Annotated in this window: 12 protein-coding genes; 7 read left to right on the top strand and 5 right to left on the bottom strand. The window is 64.0% G+C overall.

Going from position 1 to position 14,734, the window contains the following annotated elements:
- Positions 1-71: 71 nt before the first annotated feature.
- From ACZ92H_RS23470 to ACZ92H_RS23455, 4 genes are all read right to left on the bottom strand, one after another.
- Positions 72-1,067 (bottom strand): BMP family lipoprotein, encoded by a 996-nt coding sequence (locus ACZ92H_RS23470; RefSeq protein ID WP_092798098.1) that lies wholly within the window; start codon positions 1,065-1,067, stop codon positions 72-74.
- Between the two features lie 380 nt (positions 1,068-1,447).
- Complete coding sequence (locus tag ACZ92H_RS23465; protein ID WP_131374325.1) at positions 1,448-2,350, bottom strand: LysR family transcriptional regulator; 903 nt, start codon at positions 2,348-2,350, stop codon at positions 1,448-1,450.
- 84 nt (positions 2,351-2,434) lie between these two features.
- Complete coding sequence (locus ACZ92H_RS23460; RefSeq protein WP_131374323.1) at positions 2,435-3,364, bottom strand: pseudouridine-5'-phosphate glycosidase; 930 nt, start codon at positions 3,362-3,364, stop codon at positions 2,435-2,437.
- A gap of 3 nt (positions 3,365-3,367) precedes the next feature.
- A complete protein-coding gene (locus ACZ92H_RS23455; RefSeq protein ID WP_131374321.1) occupies positions 3,368-4,537 on the bottom strand; it encodes a carbohydrate kinase in 1,170 nt (389 codons plus the stop codon).
- Positions 4,538-4,936: 399 nt separating this feature from the next.
- Between ACZ92H_RS23455 and xapA the strand changes: the two genes are divergently transcribed.
- The 7 genes from xapA (at position 4,937) to ACZ92H_RS23420 (ending at position 13,572) form a co-directional block, all read left to right on the top strand.
- Positions 4,937-5,776 carry a xanthosine phosphorylase gene (gene xapA, locus ACZ92H_RS23450; RefSeq protein WP_131374319.1) on the top strand — a complete coding sequence of 280 codons (840 nt, stop codon included), beginning with the start codon at positions 4,937-4,939 and terminating at the stop codon, positions 5,774-5,776.
- Positions 5,777-5,895: 119 nt separating this feature from the next.
- Entirely contained in the window at positions 5,896-7,089 is a 1,194-nt protein-coding gene (locus tag ACZ92H_RS23445; protein ID WP_131374317.1) for a phosphopentomutase, read from the top strand.
- Positions 7,086-8,045, top strand: coding sequence for a deoxyribose-phosphate aldolase (gene deoC, locus ACZ92H_RS23440; protein ID WP_131374315.1), 960 nt, complete (start codon positions 7,086-7,088; stop codon positions 8,043-8,045). Before ACZ92H_RS23445 ends, deoC begins: the two co-directional genes overlap by 4 nt.
- Positions 8,046-8,057: 12 nt before the next feature.
- Complete coding sequence (locus ACZ92H_RS23435; RefSeq protein WP_465051207.1) at positions 8,058-10,439, top strand: aldehyde dehydrogenase family protein; 2,382 nt, start codon at positions 8,058-8,060, stop codon at positions 10,437-10,439.
- Between the two features lie 74 nt (positions 10,440-10,513).
- Positions 10,514-11,836, top strand: coding sequence for a thymidine phosphorylase (deoA, locus tag ACZ92H_RS23430; RefSeq protein WP_131374313.1), 1,323 nt, complete (start codon positions 10,514-10,516; stop codon positions 11,834-11,836).
- Between the two features lie 106 nt (positions 11,837-11,942).
- Positions 11,943-12,350, top strand: a complete 408-nt coding sequence (locus ACZ92H_RS23425) for a cytidine deaminase (protein ID WP_131374311.1) — start codon at positions 11,943-11,945, stop codon at positions 12,348-12,350.
- Positions 12,351-12,354: 4 nt separating this feature from the next.
- Positions 12,355-13,572 (top strand): nucleoside deaminase, encoded by a 1,218-nt coding sequence (locus ACZ92H_RS23420; RefSeq protein WP_465051224.1) that lies wholly within the window; start codon positions 12,355-12,357, stop codon positions 13,570-13,572.
- Here ACZ92H_RS23420 and ACZ92H_RS23415 read toward each other — a convergent pair.
- The gene (locus tag ACZ92H_RS23415; RefSeq protein ID WP_465051206.1) at positions 13,569-14,732 is read right to left on the bottom strand and encodes a dipeptidase; all 1,164 of its coding nucleotides are present in this window, start codon (positions 14,730-14,732) and stop codon (positions 13,569-13,571) included. The genes ACZ92H_RS23420 and ACZ92H_RS23415 overlap by 4 nt on opposite strands.
- Positions 14,733-14,734: the final 2 nt, after the last annotated feature.

Raw genomic sequence — 14,734 nt, 5'->3', positions numbered from 1 at the left:
CTGGATAGTTTCATGGAAACGCGCCGCGCGGAGACAGGCCCCGGCGGCGCGCTAAAAGATACGGAGAAAAATTAAACCGGGCAGCTGCTGCCGACGCGGTAATCGATCACTTTGATCTTGCCATCGATAATGTCCTTACGCGCACCCAACACGCGCTTTTCGATTTCCGGCGTGATCAGCTTGCGGTTGTTGGCGTCGAGCGCCCAGTCCACGCCGCCTTCTTTCAAGCCTTTATAGCTGACGCCGCCCTTCCAGGTGCCGTTCTTGACTTCCATGAAGCTGTCGTAAACCGTGTTGTCGACGCGCTTGACCATCGAGGTCAGGATGCTGCCTGGATACAGGTGGTTCTGGTTCGAATCGACGCCGATGGCCAGCTTGCCTTTTTCCTTGGCCATCTGCAGGGTGCCCATGCCGCTGCCGCCGGCAACGGCGAAGACGACATCGACGCCGCGCTCGAATTGCGAGCGGGCCAGTTCGCCACCCTTGGCCGGGTCATTCCAGGCGCCGGACGTGGTGCCGACCATGTTTTGCGTGATTTCCGCCTTCGGATTGACGGCCTTGACGCCTTGCGCGTAGCCGCAGGCGAAGTTGCGGATCAGGGGAATATCGATGCCGCCGATGAAGCCGACCTTCTTGCTCTTGCTGGCCATGGCCGCAGCCACGCCCACCAGGTAGGAGCCTTCTTCTTCCTTGAAGACGACGGAATTGACGTTGCTGCCGGCGGCCTGGCCGTCGATCAGCACGAATTTCACGTTCGGGAATTCCTTGGCGACCTTTTGCACGGCTTGCGTTTGCGCAAAGCCGATGGCGGCGATCATGTCGAGTTTCTTGCGGGCCAGGCCGCGCATGACTTGCTCAGCCTGCGTATCGCTCGAGGCCTGTACTTCGATGAAGGAAATGCCCGTGTCTTTTTTGAAGCGCGATGCGCCTTCGAAAGCGGATTGATTGAACGACTTGTCGAACTTGCCGCCCGCGTCATACACGACACCCAGTTTTGGGGTAGCCGCGGACGCTTGAGCAGTCAGAAATACGGCTGCGATCGTCAAACTAAATTGTGTAAGTTTCATGAATTGGCTCCTGGAAGATCGATATTGTATATTTTTTATAGGTGAAACATATAATTTGGGGTCGATTTAGCCTGTTTTTCATGCACGAGGTGATAATTCCTTATCAACATTGCACCGTATTGCACAAGATCATTGCTGGGCTTGTATGCTTTTGCGGCGACAGTGTGATGCTCGTGCAACAGTTGAGCCCCGTCTCTTTTATAGTTACAACATCGAATGGGGCGGCCGGAGCGGGCTGGGATGCGCCGTCAGCGGACGGGCAAGGCAAGCACGGAACCGGCGCCGCGATGGGCGTCCGAATCACTATGCATCATGCCAGATATGTATGACAAATACGTTTTTGTTTAACTATTTATATGAAAGCCATATAAATAACCGTATCAAGCCGTGGGGGGATTCAGGATATTCAGGAAAGCCCGCACGACAGGGGCGTCGTCGAGCGTGGTGTAGCTGATATACAGGTTGGCCGACGGCGGATTGGTCTTGATCGGCAGGAACACTACGCCGGGCCAGCCGATGCGGCTCGTCGTTTCCGGCACCAGGGTCACGCCCAGGCCGGCGCCCACCATGGCCAGCAGGGTTTGCGGTTCGCTTGCTTCCTGGAAGATCACCGGTTCGAAACCGGCATTGATGCAGCATTGCACCAGGTAGCGGGGAAATGCGGATTTATCCAGGTTCAGGGTGAGCATGGGCTCATGGGCGATGTCGATCAGCTCGATGGCCGTGTTTTTCGCCAGCGGATGGTGTTCATTGACGGCCACGCAGACGTTTTCGCGGAAGCACAGTTCCTGGCGCAGATTGTCGTGGCGCAAGTCGTCGTCGTTGAGTTTGGGTTCGCGCCAGAAGCCCACGTCGATCTGCTTGGCGCGCAGCGCTTCGTATTGCACCGTGGGACCGAATTCGTGGATGGTCCAGCTGACGCGGGGAAATTTCGTCTGGAATTCCTCCAGCAGGCTGGGGATGGGACCCCACATGGCCGAGCCGACGATGCCCACGCGTAAACGGCCCACCTCGCCACGGTCGATCTGGCGGATGGTGTCGATGGTCATGCGCATCTTGGCCAGCAGGTCGGCCGCTTCATTCATCAGCGCCTTGCCTGCCACGGTCAGCTCGAAGGTGCGCGTGGTGCGCGCAAACAGGCGTACGCCCAGTTCGCTTTCCAGTTTCATGATCTGCTGGCTCAGGGGCGGCTGCGAGATATGCAGGCGCTCGGCGGCGCGGCTGAAGCTTTTCTCCTCGGCGACGGCAAGAAAATACTTTAACTGTTTCAGATCGATGGACATGCTTTCCTTGGCGTTGCGCGGTGCTTGGCGATGGAACGGCGCGCGCACCGGCAAGGCGCGCGCGCTTTCTTTACAGCACTCCTATTATCGTGCCAGCACTGCCTGCATGGCAATGGCCAGTGCCGTGCCGACTTGCGCATTGTGCTTGACGAGGGCGATATTCGTCGCCAGGCTGCGGCCATCCGTCAGCTGTTTGATGCGCGACAGCAGGAATGGCGTGACTTGCTTGCCCTTCACGCCGCCCGCGTCCGCCTCCTGCAGGGCCTGCGTGGTGATCGCATCGATTTCTTCCTTCGGCATGGCTTGCGCGGCGGGCACGGGGTTGCTGACGACCACGCCGCCTTTCAAGCCCAGCTGCCACTTGGTGCCGATGAAGGCCGCCTGTTCCGCGGGTGTATCCAGGCGGAAATCGGCCTTGAAGCCGCTTTCGCGCGTGAAGAAGGCGGGAAAGCCTTCCTGCCCCACGCTGATGACGGGCACGCCATGCGTTTCCAGGTATTCCAGGGTCAGGCCGATGTCGAGGATGGATTTCACGCCTGCGCAGACGACGGCCACCGAGGTGTGCGCCAGTTCCTGCAAGTCGGCGGAAATATCGAAGCTCGTTTCCGCGCCCCGGTGCACGCCGCCGATGCCGCCCGTGACGAACACGGCGATGCCAGCCAGTTCCGCGCAGATCATGGTGGCGGCCACGGTGGTGGCGCCCAGCTTGCCTTGCGACAGCACGAACGGCAGGTCGCGGCGGCTGACCTTCATGGCGTCGGGCGAGGTGCCCAGCAATTCCAGCTGCTCGGGCGACAGGCCCACGCAGATCTTGCCATCGATGATGGCGATGGTGGCCGGCACGGCGCCGCCGTCACGGATGATCTGTTCCACTTCGCGCGCCATTTCCACGTTTTGCGGATACGGCATGCCGTGCGAAATGATGGTCGATTCCAGCGCCACGATGGCCTTGCCGGCGGCGCGCGCGTCGAGGACTTCTTGCGAGAACGAGAGGAAGTTATTGAGTTGAGTCATGCTTCAATCCTGTTGAAAGAGGGTAGGTGGGGGCGGCGCTAGGTCGGCGTCGTCGATATCGTCGAGTGCGCCGGCAGAAATCAGCGGCGACACGGTGGCATCGGATTCGAGGGTCATGGCAGCGAGCTTCAAGCCGCGCCGGCAAGCCAGCTTCAGGTCGCTGCTGTCGTGGTACAGCGACCAGCAGACGGCGGCGGAAAACGCGTCGCCGGCGCCCGTCACGTCGACGGCATGCACTTCGCGCGCGGCCAGATGCTCGATCGGGGCGTCCAGCGTGTCGCCATCGGTGAAGTACACGCCTTCGCCGCCGCAGGTGACGATCACCTGGCGCGCGCCCTGGCGCTGTACTTCGCGGCAGGCGGCGCGCACATCAAACGCCGTGGGCAGGGCGCGCGCCACGCGCGTTTCCAGCTCGCCCCGGTTGAGGATCAGCAGGCGCAGGCCCGCCAGGTCCTGCGGCAGGTGCGCCATCTTCGGCTGCGAGACGGCGATGATGACCAGCGGCGCGGCCAGGCTGCTGCCCTGGCCGGCGTCCTGGCGCGCATCAGCCAGCAGTGCCTGCACGCTATCGTGGCCCAGGTTCAGGTCGCACACGGTCAGGGCGGCGGCGGCGCGTTGCGGCTGGCGGCTGTGCAGGAAAGCGGGCGTCAGTTGTTCATACAGCTGCATGTTGGCCATGGCCAGCAGCATTTCGCCATGTTCGTCCAGCACGGCCGTGTAGGTGCCGCTGCTGGTATTGCTCAAATGCAAGCTGCCGCGCATGTCGATGCCGGCCTCTTCCGCATGCGTTTGCAGGGCGTGGCCGGCCGCGTCGTCGCCCAGCGCCGTCAGCAAGGCGACGGGCAGCGACAAGCGGGCCAGGTTTTCCGCGATATTGCGGCCCACGCCGCCAAATACCTCTTCCGAGCGCACGGGATTGGACGTGCCCATCTGTAAGGTGGCCAGGGTGCGCATCTTGCGGTCCAGGTTGGCGGCGCCGATGCACAGGACGGGACGGCTGTCGGGCAGCACATAGGCGCGTCCCAGCAGGCGACGTTCACGGATCAGTCCGGCGATATGGCCGGCGACGGCCGAGCGCGACAAGCCCAGTTCGCTCGCCAGGTCTTGCTGCGAGATGAAGGGGTTGTTGCGGATCAGCGTATATAACTGGTCTTTTTTATTGATATCGGTCACAAGGTTTTCGCTGAGGGTTGAACATTTGTTTGCGACTGTAAACATTTGTCTTGCTTGTGTCAAGAGGGTGTCAAGTTCAGGCCCGGCGTGCGCGGCGTCATGCGTGCCGGCCATGGAATCCATACATTTTCCGGGCATTGCGGGGAATTGGCGGCGGCTGGCGGGCAAGGGCTTGCCTGGACTATAATATCGGCCATTTATATTTGAATTGTATAAATGGGCAAGAAAAATGGTATTTGCCATACATATTCCGTTTGATGCATAGTGGCGGCCAATAGCAGCCATACGCATTTCGATATACCCGTAGCACCATGCATACCCGATGCCTGGGCCGCAGCATCTTGCCTTGTACTGCCGAGCAGGCAGCAACCATCATCATTAGTCAATCAGAGGATAACCATGTCGAACAACGCCCCTTTCCACGCCGCCGAAATCATCCGTGCCCGCGCTCCTGAAAATTTCAAGCCGCGCGTGGCGATGATCCTCGGTTCCGGCCTGGGCGTATTGGCCGAGCAGATGACGGACGCCGTCAGCATCAGCTTTGACGAATTGCCGGGCTTTCCGATCAGCACCGTGCATGGCCATGCGGGCGAGCTGGTAGTGGGCACCCTGTCGGGCGTCGCCGTCGTCTGCATGAAGGGCCGCGGCCACTTCTATGAAGGCTATGGCATGGGCGTCATGACGAGCGCCATCCGCACCTTGAAACTGCTGGGCTGCGAAATGCTGTTCGTCACCAACGCCGCCGGTTCGCTGCGTCCTGAAGTGGACGCTGGCAGCCTGGTCGCCATCAGCGACCATATCAACCTGCTGCCAGGCACGCCGATGGTCGGCCCGAACGACGACCGCTTCGGCCCGCGCTTCTTCAGCATGGCCAATGCCTACGATGCGGACCTGCGCAAGCTGGTCAAGGAAACGGCCGCGTCGAACGGCATCACCCTGCATGAAGGCGTGTTCGTCGCCTACCCGGGCCCGAACTTCGAGACGGCCGCCGAGATCCGCATGATGGCCCGCCTGGGCGCCGACACGGTCGGCATGTCGGTGGTGCCGGAAGTGGTGTCGGCCCGTCATTGCGACCTGAAAGTGGTGGGCGTGTCCGTCATCACCAACCTGGCAGAAGGCATGTCGCCATTCGCCCTGTCGCACGAACAAACCCTGAAGTACGCGGCCATCGGCGCGAAAGACCTGGTCAAGCTGATCCTGGCTTTCCTGGCCACCGTCTCGGCCACGCCGCAAGCCTGAGCACCTTCTTGACGCAGCAGCGGCGCGCCAGGCACTGGCGCTGCCGCGCGGCAGGCCGGAAAAATCCGGCCTACACTGTCCGCATCACCTTTGCATCACTCCATAAAGCGAGCCTTATCATGTCACGCGCATTTATCCTCCTGCTTGATTCCTTCGGCCTTGGCGCGACGCCAGACGCCGCCAAGTATGGCGACGCAGGTGCCAATACCTTTGGCCATATTGCCAGCACTGTCGCCAAAAGCGGCAAGACCTTGAAACTCCCGAACATGGAACGCCTGGGCCTGGGCGCCGCCGCCCACCTGGCCAGCGGCGAATGGGCCACCGGCTTCGACCAGCGCGATGGTTTCACGGGCGCCTACGGCGCGGCGCGCGAGCGCTCCACCGGCAAGGACACGCAGAGCGGCCACTGGGAAATCGCCGGCGTGCCCGTCGAATTCGACTGGGGCTACTTCCCCCGCACCACGCCGTCGTTCCCGGCCGACCTGACCGACAAGCTGAAAGCCATGTCGGGCGTGCCGGGCTTCCTCGGCGACTGCCATGCCTCGGGCACGGACATCATCAACAAGCATGGCGATGAACACGTCGCCACCGGCAAGCTGATTATCTATACCTCGGGCGACTCGGTGATGCAGATCGCCGCGCACGAAGAATCGTTCGGCCTCGAACGCCTGTACGCAGTGTGCGAAATGGCCTTCAAGCTGGTCGAGCCGTACAACATCGGCCGCGTCATCGCCCGCCCGTTCACGGGCAGCAACGGCAATTACACGCGCACCTCCAACCGCCACGACTACGCCGTCGCGCCACCTGCGCCCACCCTGCTCGACCACGTCAAGAATGCGGGCGGCGAAGTCGTCGGCCTGGGCAAGATCAGCGACATTTTCGCCACCCAGGGCATCTCGCGCGTCGTCAAGGGCGTCGACAACATGGCGCTGTTCGAAGCGCTGTTGAAGACGGCCGATGAAGTGCAGGACAAGTCGCTCACTTTTGTGAACTTCGTCGATTTCGACCAGGCTTTCGGCCACCGCCGCAACGTCGAGGGCTATGCCGACGCGCTGCGCGAAATGGATGCGCGCCTGCCGGAATTCATGGCCAAGCTGAAGGAAGGCGACCTGGTCGTGATCACCGCCGACCATGGCTGCGACCCTACCTGGCACGGCTCCGACCACACCCGCGAACACATTCCGATGATCTTCTTCGGTCCCGGCGTCGCCCCGCGCGCACTGGGTATTTCCGAGACGTTCTCCGATATTGGCCAAACCCTCGCCAAGCACCTTGGCGTACCACCACTTGCTAATGGAACCAGCTTGTTATGACACTCATGCACCCCGACTTCAAGCGTAACGAAGCCATCGGCCTCGACCTGGGCTGGATCAACCAGATCCGCGTCAACCGCGCCGCGACGGACCGCCGCGCTGCCAGCCTGGCGAACCGCCGCACGGTGAAAAAAGAATACCAGGCCGCCTGGCTGGTGAAAGCCATCCAGATGATCGACCTGACCACCCTGGGCGGCGACGATACGCCGGGCCGCGTCGAGCGCCTGTGCATGAAGGCCATGCGCCCGCTGCGCGCCGACCTGATGGCCGCGCTGGGCCTGACCGACTTGAGCACTGGCGCCGTGTGCGTGTACCACGAGATGATCGCCCCAGCCGTGAAAGTCATCCAGGGCCGTTTGCCCATCGCCGCCGTGTCGACGGGTTTCCCGGCCGGCCTGACGAGCATGGAAACGAAGCTGCGCGAGATCGAACTGTCGGTCGCCGCCGGCGCTTCCGAGATCGACATCGTCATCACGCGCCAGCACGTTTTGAACGGCAACTGGCAAGTGCTGTACGACGAAATGCTGGCTTACCGCAAGGCGTGCGGCGAAGCGCACGTGAAGGCGATTCTCGCCACGGGCGACTTGCTGACCCTGGAAAACGTGGCCAAGGCCTCGTGGGTGTGCATGATGGCCGGCGCCGATTTCATCAAGACTTCCACCGGCAAGGAGGGCGTGAACGCCACCATTCCCGTGGCCCTGACGATGGTGCGCACGATCCGCGAGTACCACGAGCAGACGGGTTTCCAGGTGGGCTTCAAGCCGGCCGGCGGCGTCAGCTCGGCCAAGAGCGCGCTGCAATACCTGACCCTGATGAAGGAAGAACTGGGCAACGAATGGCTGCAGCCGCACCTGTTCCGCATCGGCGCTTCCAGCCTGCTGACCGACATCGAGCGCCAGCTCGAGCACTACGTCACCGGCAGCTACTCGGCCAATCATCGTCACGCACAACCTTAAAGAACAATCGTCATGCCTACAATTAACGAGATTCTCACTACTATGGACTACGGCCCTGCTCCCGAAAGTCAAAAAGAAGCACAGGCGTGGCTGGACGGCCACCAGCGCAAATTCGGCCTGTTCATCGACAATGCCTGGAGCGAGCCGGCCGAGCTGTTCGCCTCGACCAATCCTGCCGACGGCACGCAGCTGGCCGAACTGACGCAAGCCACTGACGCGGACGTGGAACGCGCCGTGGCAGCGGCACGCCGCGCGCAGCCCGTGTGGCAGGGCATGGGCGGCCATGGCCGCGCCAAAGTCATGTACGCGCTGGCCCGTTTGCTGCAAAAGCATGCGCGCCTGTTCGCCGTGCTGGAAACCCTGGACAACGGCAAGACCATCCGCGAAACGCGCGATATCGACCTGCCGCTGGCCGCGCGCCACTTCTACCACCACGCGGGATGGGCGCAGCTGCAGTCGGAAGAATTCGCCGACTACCGCGCCGTGGGCGTGGTGGGGCAGATCGTGCCGTGGAATTTCCCCCTGCTGATGCTGTCGTGGAAAATCGCCCCGGCCCTGGCGGCCGGTAACACGGTGGTCTTCAAGCCGGCCGAATTCACCTCGCTTACCGCCATGCTGTTCGCCGAACTGTGCGTGCAGGCGGGCGTGCCGGCCGGCGTGGTCAACATCGTCACCGGCGACGGCCGCGTGGGCTCGGCCATCGTCAACCATCCTGGCGTCGACAAGATCGCCTTTACGGGGTCGACGGAAGTGGGCCGTCTGATCCGCGAGGCGACGGCAGGCAGCGGCAAGAAGCTGTCTCTCGAATTGGGCGGCAAGTCGCCATTCATCGTCTTTGAAGACGCGGACCTGGACGGCGCCGTGGAAGGCCTGGTCGATTCGATCTGGTTCAACCAGGGCCAAGTGTGCTGCGCCGGTTCGCGCCTGCTGGTGCAGGAATCGATCCAGGAGCGCTTCCTGAACAAGGTGCGCGCGCGCATGGAAAACCTGCGTCTGGGCTCGCCCCTGGATAAATCGATGGACGTGGGCGCGCTGGTCGACCCCGTGCAGCGCCAGCGCATCGCCGCGCTGGTCGCTTCGGCCAAGGCCGAAGGCTGCGACGTGTGGCAACCGGCGTGCGAACTGCCTGCCGACGGCTCGTGGTTCCCGCCGACCCTGATCACGGGCGCGTCCACTTCCGCCGCCGTGGCGCAGGCTGAAATCTTCGGCCCCGTGCTGGTGGCCATGAGCTTCCGCACGCCGCCAGAAGCGGTGCAGCTGGCGAACAACACGGTGTACGGCCTGGCCGCCAGCGTGTGGACGGAGTCGATCAGCCTGGCGCTGGACATCGCGCCCGCCATCAAGGCCGGCGTGGTGTGGATCAACAGCGCCAACCAGTTCGACGCGGCGTGCGGCTTCGGCGGCTACCGCGAATCGGGCTTCGGCCGTGAAGGCGGACGCGAAGGCATGTTGGAATACATGACGGCCCTGGCCGAAGACGCGCGCCCGGCCCTGCCGGTGGTGGAAGCGAAAGCCAAGGGCAATGCGAAGCCGGCAGCCGCCGATCCCTTCGCCATCGACCGCACGGCCAAGATGTACATCGGCGGCAAGCAGGCGCGCCCTGACAGCGCCTACAGCGCCCCCGTGTTTGGCGCGAACGGCGCCCTGCTGGCCGAAGTGGGCGTGGGCAGCCGCAAGGACATCCGCAACGCCGTCGAGGCGGCGCACAAGGCGTCCGGCTGGACCGGCGCCACGGCGCACAACCGCGCGCAAGTGCTGTACTACATCGCCGAGAACCTGGCAGCGCGCGCCGACGAATTCGCCGCCCGCATCGCCGCCATGACGGGCAGCAAAAACCCGGAGAAGGAAGTGCAGGCATCGATCGAACGCCTGTTCTACTATGCCGCCTGGGCCGACAAGTACGACGGCCTGGCGCACCAGCCGCCCACCAAGGGCATCACCGTGGCGCTCAATGAAGCCGTTGGCGTGATCGGCATCGTCTGCCCGAACGAAGCACCCTTGCTGGGCTTCATTTCGCTGGTGGCGCCGGCCATCGCGCTGGGCAACCGCGTGGTGGTGGTGCCGTCGGAAGCGCATCCGCTCTCCGCGCTGGACCTGTACCAGGTGTTCGACACGTCCGACCTGCCTGGCGGCGTCGTCAACATCATCAGCGGCAACGCCGATGAACTGGCACGCACCCTGGCCACGCACGCCGACATCGACGCCGTCTGGCGCCATGACGGTTCGGCGGAAGGCTGCGCGGAAGTCGAGCGCCTGTCGGCCGGCACCCTGAAGCGCACCTGGGTCGGCGGCGCCAAGGGCCGCGACTGGTACAGCGCGGCCCAAAGCGGCGGCCGCGCCGTGCTGGCGCATGCGTCGCAAGTGAAAAACGTGTGGATTCCTTACGGCGTCTGATGGACAACTAGCGTTGCAAAGCTGGGGTCAGCGCCGCAGGCACTGACCCCAGATCTCATTATTGGAGCTATTCCATGTTTTTAACCCAAGAAATCATCCGCAAGAAGCGCGACAAGGGCGTGCTGAGCGCCGAGGAAATCCAGTTTTTCGTGCGCGGCATCACTGACGGCAGCGTCAGCGAAGGCCAGATCGCGGCGCTGGGCATGGCTGTCTATTTCAACGACATGAACATGGATGAACGCGTGGCGTTCACCCTGGCCATGCGTGATTCCGGCCACGTGCTGGACTGGCGTACGCTGAACCTGCCGGGCCCCGTCGTCGACAAGCATTCGACGGGCGGCGTGGGCGACGTGGTCTCGCTGCTGCTGGGCCCCATGGTGGCCGCGTGCGGCGGCTACGTGCCGATGATCTCGGGCCGCGGCCTGGGCCACACGGGCGGCACGCTGGACAAGTTCGATGCCATTCCCGGCTACTGCACGGTGCCGGACAATGAACTGTTCCGCAAGGTGGTACAGGAGATCGGCGTGGCCATCATCGGCCAGACGGCGCAACTGGCGCCGGCCGACAAGCGTTTCTACAGCATCCGCGACGTCACCGCCACGGTGGAGTCGGTGGCCATGATCACCGGCTCCATCCTGTCGAAGAAGCTGTCGGCCGGCCTGGACGCGCTGGTGATGGACGTGAAAGTGGGCACCGGCGCCTTCATGCCGACCTACGACAAATCGGTGGAGCTGGCCGAGAGCATCGTCGCCGTGGGCAATGGCGCGGGCATGCAGACGTCGGCCATTTTGACGGACATGAACGAATCGCTGGCGCCGTACGCCGGCAATGCGCTGGAAGTGCGCGGCGCCATGGATTACCTGACGGGCCGCTCGCGTCCCGCGCGTCTGCACGAAGTGACCCTGGCGCTGTGCGCCGAGATGCTGGTGCTGGGCGGCCTGGCCGCCACCGAGGAAGAGGCGCGCGCCAAGCTGGTGGCGGTCCTCGATTCGGGCGAAGCGGCCGAGCGCTTCTCGCGCATGGTGTCCGCCCTGGGCGGCCCGGCCGACCTGGTCGACAACCCGGACAAGCACCTGGAACAGGCACCGTTCGTCGTGCCGGCGCCGGCCTTGTCCGCCGGCTATGCCAATGTGCGCGATTGCCGCGCCATCGGCCTGGCCGTCGTCGCCCTCGGTGGCGGGCGCCGCCGTCCGACGGACAGCATCGATTTTGCCGTCGGCCTGACGGACCTGGTGGGACTGGGCGAGCAGGTGGCCGTCGGCCAGCCGCTGGCCATGGTGCACGCGCGCACGGAAGCGGCGGCGCAGCAAGCCGTCAAGGAAATCCAGGATGCGTATGCCATCAGCGCCGTGGCGTTGGCGGCCAATCCGGTGATTTACCGTACCATTCGACCGTAGTCGACAACTGGGGTCAGAACCCCGTTTGCGATAGCGCTGAACTATGTGTCAGCGGTGTTGAGGGTCTGACCCCGGCCTTAATGATTTCAAAGGTATTGCAGAAAAAATGAACAACCAAGAACTGATCGCTGAAGCCAATGCAGGGCGCGAACTGGCGTACGCGCCATACTCGCGCTTTAAAGTGGGCGCGGCGCTGCTGTGCAAGGATGGCCGCGTCTTCCGTGGCTGTAATGTGGAAAACGCCGCCTATGGCCTGTGCAACTGTGCCGAGCGCACGGCATTCTTCAGCGCCGTCGCGCATGGCTGCAAGCCGGGCGACTTCGCCAGGCTGGCTGTCACGGGCGACACGGCCGAACCGATCTCGCCATGCGGCGCCTGCCGCCAGGTGATCTTCGAGATGGGCGGCGCCGACCTGCCGGTGATCCTGACGAACCTGAAGAACGACATCATGGAAGTGACGGCGGGCTGGCTGCTGCCGCACGGCTTCGGCAATTCCGACCTGGACATGAAGTAACAGGATCCGCTTGAACAAGACGATTGACATTCAGGCCGCTGTGGCGATAGCCGCGGCCGAAGCGCTGGCGGCCAAGACGCAAGGCACGTTCGGCGTGGGCGGCGTGCTGCTCGATGGGGCCGGCAATGTGCTGCAATCGATGCACAACAACGTCGTGCGCCAGGGCCTGGTGTTCGATCCCACCGCGCATGGCGAACGCCAGCTGGTGGACTGGTATTTTGCCGAACGGGCCAAGGGCACACCCTTGCCGCCGCCCGGCGAGCTGACCATCGTCACTTCGCTCGACCCGTGCTGCATGTGCACGGGCGCGATTTTGGCCGCCGGCTTCAACGTCGTGGCGGCCGCTCCCGACGCCAAGGCAGGCATCAACTACGATGGCGCCGCCATCTTCACGGCCTTGCCGGCGCCGCTGCGGGCGCAGGCGGGGCGCAGCTTCTGCTATCCGGCCGTGCGCGGCGCCACCGACTATGCGCGCGTGCCCTCCGGCGCCGCGCCCAAGTCTTTTTTCATCGGCAAAAGCATCCACGAAGCCACGCAGGCCCTGTGTTCGCTGGTGTTCGAATCGACGTCGGCGCAGGTGATGCAGCTGCTGAACGCCGGCGACGACGAGCAGCGGCGCGACCCTGCCACCTTGCCGTTCGAGCATCCCGTGGTGCGCGCCTTGCGCCGGCGTTATCCCGATGCCCTCACTTACCGCTGCGCGCCGCATGCGCCTGATGCGGGCCTGGCGCCGTTCCTGCAGGCGGCCATGGAACAGGACCTGCGCGATGGCGGGCAGGGCGATGCGGCTGCCTTGCTCGATTCCTTCGGCAACCTGCTGCTGTGCATGCCGGGAAAAGTGGCGCAATCGGCCATCCGCACGCCGTTCATGGAATGCACGCGCCAGTACGCCCAGCTGCGCTATGAGTTGATGGCGAACGCGGCGCCGGCGCTGCAGGACGAGATCAAACGCTATCTGTGCCACCCCAAGCACGGCACCTTCGTGCTGGCCATCGGCCCGGACGACAGCGCCGCCAGTTTCATGACCCTGGGCGCCTATGGCTCCACGATGGAAGGGGCGCTGCCGGAAAATAATCCCGCACAATTCCAGTATGTGCGTCCGGCCATGGACGAAGACGCGCTGCTGGCGCTGTGCGACGCCATGCCGCCCCTGTACCGCAAGCTGATCCGCATCCGGCCGCGCAAGGTGGCGAGCCAGGCGTTGATCGACGCACTCGCTTAGGCGTCGTCGTCCGGCAGGTTTTGCAGTAAAAAGTCGCGCACGTTTTCACCGGCGACGCGGCGGATCTGCGCTTCCGACAGGCCCGCGTCGAGCAGCGCCTGCGTCAGGCGCGGCAGCCCGGCCGCGTCGATGGCGGTGGTGACGGCGCCATCGAAATCCGAGCCATAGGCCACGTGCTGCGCGCCGACCAGCTTGACCGTGTAGACGATGGCGCGCGCGATCGACGCCACGTCCTTGCCGCAGACGGCCGTGTTCCAGAAGCCGATGCCCACCAGGCCGCCCTGGGCGGCGATGCGTTTCAGCTGTGCGTCGCTGAGATTGCGGCCATTGGCGCAGGTGCCGCGCACGCCCGTGTGCGACACCATCACGGGGCGTTTCGCCAGGCTCAAGACGTCGTCGATGGTGGCCGGCGAGGCGTGCGCCAGGTCGACGATCATCCTGCGCTGCTCCATGGCGCGCAGCCATTGCCTGCCCAGCGGCGTCAAGCCGCCTTTTTTCAAGCCGTGCTGGGAGCCGGAGATTTCCGTGTCGAAGAAATGCGTGGGCGCGGCCATGCGGAAGCCGGCCCGGTACAAGGTGTCGAGGTTGTCCAGCTTGCCTTCCAGCGCATGCGCGCCTTCCAGCGTCAGCCAGCCGGCCAGCAGGCGCTGATCGGTGTCGCGCGCGGCGATGAAGCTGCGCAGCTGCGCGCGGCTGCCGATGACGCGCATCTTGCCATCGCTCCTGGCCGCTTGCTGGCGCAGTTCGTCGGCCTGGTAAGTGGCGCGCGCCAGCAGGCTGTTCCAGGTGGCCGGCGGCAAGCCTTGCGCCACGACCAAGGCCGTGATGTTGTCCGTGTCGCTGCCATTGCGCTCGATATTCATCTTGCGCGGCGTCTTGGTGACGACGGAAAAGGCTTGCAGCGCCACGTTGGCCCGCTGCAGGCGGGGGAAGTCGACGTGGCCGCGCTGGCTGTCGCGGTTCAGGTCGCGCTGCCACAGCAGGCTGTCCGCGTGCAGGTCGGCGATCCACAGGCTCTGGTGCAGGGCCACGCTGGCCGCCGATGCTGCCTTGCCGGAAGGGGGATGGGTGCGGTTGAGATGTTCGTCAACGAGGACGGGAGCGGACAGGAAGCCGCCAGCCAGCACGAAGCTGGCGGCGGCGATGGTACTGATGATCATTG

The organism is Janthinobacterium foliorum, from assembly GCF_978021625.1.
Note: the sequence above shows the minus strand (reverse complement) of the source record. Positions and strands in the feature narration are given on the sequence as shown.

Bases quoted from the DNA above. Each gene is read 5' to 3' on its own strand.
- ACZ92H_RS23470 (WP_092798098.1), bottom strand. From the start codon at position 1,067: ATGAAACTTACACAATTTAGTTTGACGATCGCAGCCGTATTTCTGACT.
- ACZ92H_RS23465 (WP_131374325.1), bottom strand. From the start codon at position 2,350: ATGTCCATCGATCTGAAACAGTTAAAGTATTTTCTTGCCGTCGCCGAG.
- ACZ92H_RS23460 (WP_131374323.1), bottom strand. From the start codon at position 3,364: ATGACTCAACTCAATAACTTCCTCTCGTTCTCGCAAGAAGTCCTCGAC.
- xapA (WP_131374319.1), top strand. From the start codon at position 4,937: ATGTCGAACAACGCCCCTTTCCACGCCGCCGAAATCATCCGTGCCCGC.
- ACZ92H_RS23445 (WP_131374317.1), top strand. From the start codon at position 5,896: ATGTCACGCGCATTTATCCTCCTGCTTGATTCCTTCGGCCTTGGCGCG.
- deoC (WP_131374315.1), top strand. From the start codon at position 7,086: ATGACACTCATGCACCCCGACTTCAAGCGTAACGAAGCCATCGGCCTC.
- ACZ92H_RS23435 (WP_465051207.1), top strand. From the start codon at position 8,058: ATGCCTACAATTAACGAGATTCTCACTACTATGGACTACGGCCCTGCT.
- deoA (WP_131374313.1), top strand. From the start codon at position 10,514: ATGTTTTTAACCCAAGAAATCATCCGCAAGAAGCGCGACAAGGGCGTG.
- ACZ92H_RS23425 (WP_131374311.1), top strand. From the start codon at position 11,943: ATGAACAACCAAGAACTGATCGCTGAAGCCAATGCAGGGCGCGAACTG.
- ACZ92H_RS23415 (WP_465051206.1), bottom strand. From the start codon at position 14,732: ATGATCATCAGTACCATCGCCGCCGCCAGCTTCGTGCTGGCTGGCGGC.